General features: G+C 69.6%; 4 protein-coding genes. All 4 read right to left on the bottom strand.

Going from position 1 to position 2,702, the window contains the following annotated elements:
• Positions 1 to 374: 374 nt before the first annotated feature.
• Positions 375 to 866, bottom strand: coding sequence for a DUF1499 domain-containing protein (locus G7A99_RS17845; protein ID WP_018716804.1), 492 nt, complete (start codon positions 864 to 866; stop codon positions 375 to 377).
• Between the two features lie 100 nt (positions 867 to 966).
• On the bottom strand, positions 967 to 1,695 hold the full coding sequence (locus G7A99_RS17840) for an SDR family NAD(P)-dependent oxidoreductase (protein WP_018716803.1): 729 nt from the start codon (positions 1,693 to 1,695) through the stop codon (positions 967 to 969).
• Between the two features lie 13 nt (positions 1,696 to 1,708).
• Positions 1,709 to 2,404, bottom strand: a complete 696-nt coding sequence (gpmA, locus tag G7A99_RS17835) for a 2,3-diphosphoglycerate-dependent phosphoglycerate mutase (protein WP_018716802.1) — start codon at positions 2,402 to 2,404, stop codon at positions 1,709 to 1,711.
• 97 nt (positions 2,405 to 2,501) lie between these two features.
• Positions 2,502 to 2,702, bottom strand: a 201-nt coding sequence (locus G7A99_RS17830; RefSeq protein WP_205599903.1) for a YiiD C-terminal domain-containing protein, incomplete at its 5' end; no start/stop codon positions are given.

The raw sequence follows: 2,702 nt of genomic DNA, 5'->3' as shown, positions 1-2,702 counted from the left end.
GAGGGGCCGGGGGAGAGGGGTGCTCCCGGGACCGGCGGGTCCTGTGGAACCGTCATCCAGGATGGAGCCACCCCAAGGTTGGCCCCTCCTGGCAGCCAACATCCCGTCCTGCGGTGCCGGCAACGTCGGCTGCCGGGAGCAGCCGACCTGCCCCTGAACTCCGTGATCCCGTGCAGGTCGTGCACCGTGCGGTGCGCGACGTCCCCGTGGTCCCGCGGGATGCCACTTACGGTCTGACGGCGGCGCCCGATCTGCCTCTGGCAGGTTCAGGGCCAGGGCGGTACCTGCTGCTGAAATGGCTTCCGCGTCGATCGTGCCCGACTAAAACGCCGGCTCCATGCACGTTCCGCGCGTTCCCGCATCATTGGCGACGGTCAGCCGCCGGTGTCCAGCCGCTTCCGGAGGGCCTGACGAAAAGCGACGATCCGTGCGGTATTGCGGCCGAAATCGGCCTGGCCGACGCGCGAGGCCGAGCGCAGGTGCACGACGCTCCGGCCGGATTCGTCTTCCGCCTCCACACGGAGGCTCACGTCGTCCTCGAAACCGAGCAGCGGTGTGCGGTCCACGGCGGACAGTCGGTGCCCGCCGTGACTCATCGAGATGACCTGCCAGCCGAGGGCACGCACGGTCCGGCGCGCCGCGGCAAACGTCTGGTCCGGCGGCGATGACACCTCCATGGGCTGTCGCTCCGGCCAGGCGGAACCGGACACGGTGCTCACGCGGTTGTCCGTGAGGTAGAACACCACGCGCGTGACGATGCCTGGCGGGGCGGTGAGCGGTGCGCCGCTGTAGACGATCGCCGCCGCCGGGGCGATTACCGCCAGCACCACCAGGACCAGCAGCGCCTTTCCGAGAAAACGGGTCATGACACACCGGCCCCGGGCCTGTGCCGCGCAACGCGGCACAGGCCGGTCACACGGCGCGTTTCGCGTCGTCGCGGCGCGGACGCACCGGGGTGATGGCCTGCTACCACGCCACCGCCTCGCCGTGACGCAACAGGGCGCCGGTGGGCGAGCCGTCCGGCAGGCAGGCCGCCTCGACGACCCGGGCCGCCGCCTCCTGGGGCGAGGTGTTGGCCTGGCCGCCGCCCATCCGCGTACGCACCCAGCCCGGGTCCACGGCGTTGACGAGGATGTTCTCGCCGTCGGTCTCGGCGGCAAGAAGCCGGGTGATGGCGTTGAGCCCGGACTTCGAGAAGCGGTATGCAGGGTAGCCCCGGCCCATGCGCGAAAACTGGGCGTAGCCGCTGGTGACGTTCACGATGCGACCGTAACCGTGCCGGCGCATGATCGGTACGATGGCCTGGGCGAGACGCAGCGGCCCGTACGCGTTAACGGCGAGGTGTTCGTCCAGGGTGGCGCGATCCACCTCCAGGATCCCCGGCGCAGGGGTGCCGTCCGAGGGCGCATGCTCGGGGAAGATCCCGGCGTTGTTGACCAGCACGTCGACCCGGTCGAAGGCATTGGCGATGAAGTCCATCAGCCCCTGAATGCTCGTCTCGCGGGTCACGTCCAGGGGATGATAGGCGACGTCCAGTCCCTCGCTCTGGAGCTTGTCCGCCGCCGCCTTGCCCAGCAGGCCGTCGCGGCTGGTGAGCACCGGTTTGATCCCGGCGCGGGCGAGCTGCCGTGCGGTCTCGAAGCCGATACCGCGGTTGCCGCCGGTGATTAACGCTACGCGTTCGGGCTCGCTCATGGCCCCTCCAGGGTCACTGCTCGTGCAGGTAGAAGCTCCGGCGCACGCTGCAGTCGTCCTCGAGTTCGTAGACCAGCGGTTTGCCGGTGGGCACCTCGACGCCGGTAATCGCCTCGTCGGAGACACCGTCGAGGTGCTTGATCAGGGCCCTAAGGCTGTTGCCGTGGGCGGCGATCAGCATGGTCTCCACCTCGCGGAGTACCGGCAGGATGTCGCTCTCCCAGTAGGGTAGCACCCGCTCCAGGGTGCTCTTCAGGGATTCCGTCGCCGGCAGGGTACCCGCGGACAGGTGCCGGTAGCGCGGATCGAAGCGTGGATGACGCTCGTCGTCCTCCGCCAGCGCCGGCGGCGGGGTTGCGTAGCTGCGCCGCCACACGTGGACCTGCTCGTCGCCGTACTCCTCGGCGGTCTCGGCCTTGTTCAGGCCGGTAAGCGCACCGTAGTGGCGCTCGTTGAGGCGCCAGTCCTTGGTCATCGGGATCCAGAGCTCGTCGAGCTCGTCGAGGACCATCCAGCCCGTGCGGATCGCCCGGGTAAGCACCGAGGTGAAGGCGTAGTCGAACGAGTAGCCGTGCTCGCGAAGCAGACGGCCGGCGCCGGCCGCCTCATCGCGGCCGCGCTCGCTGAGGTCGACGTCCTTCCAGCCGGTAAAGCGGTTCTCCAGGTTCCAGACGCTCTGCCCGTGGCGCAGCAGCACGAGACGCTTCATGCTTTCCCCCCTGTGTCATGGCTGATTGGGCGGACGACCGCGGATCAGCGGAACGCGGCCGCCGGGACCGCGCAGTGTACCAGAGCCGGGGTCGCGATCAGGGCAGGGCGACGAACCGGCCGCTGAAGGTCGCCGCCGGACGTTCGGCACCGGGCAGGTATACCGTGAGCTCCGCACGGGCCCGACGACGCCGCCCCAGGGTAGCCATCACCGTATCGGCCAGATCCGCCGGCACGTCGAGGACGGCGTGGAGCTCGTCGTCGCAGGGCCGGTGGTAGTGAATCTGCCCGTCCGCGAG

Source organism: Arhodomonas sp. KWT, from assembly GCF_010993615.1.
Note: the sequence above shows the minus strand (reverse complement) of the source record. Positions and strands in the feature narration are given on the sequence as shown.

Bases quoted from the DNA above. Each gene is read 5' to 3' on its own strand.
- G7A99_RS17845 (WP_018716804.1), bottom strand. From the start codon at position 866: ATGACCCGTTTTCTCGGAAAGGCGCTGCTGGTCCTGGTGGTGCTGGCG.
- G7A99_RS17840 (WP_018716803.1), bottom strand. From the start codon at position 1,695: ATGAGCGAGCCCGAACGCGTAGCGTTAATCACCGGCGGCAACCGCGGT.
- gpmA (WP_018716802.1), bottom strand. From the start codon at position 2,404: ATGAAGCGTCTCGTGCTGCTGCGCCACGGGCAGAGCGTCTGGAACCTG.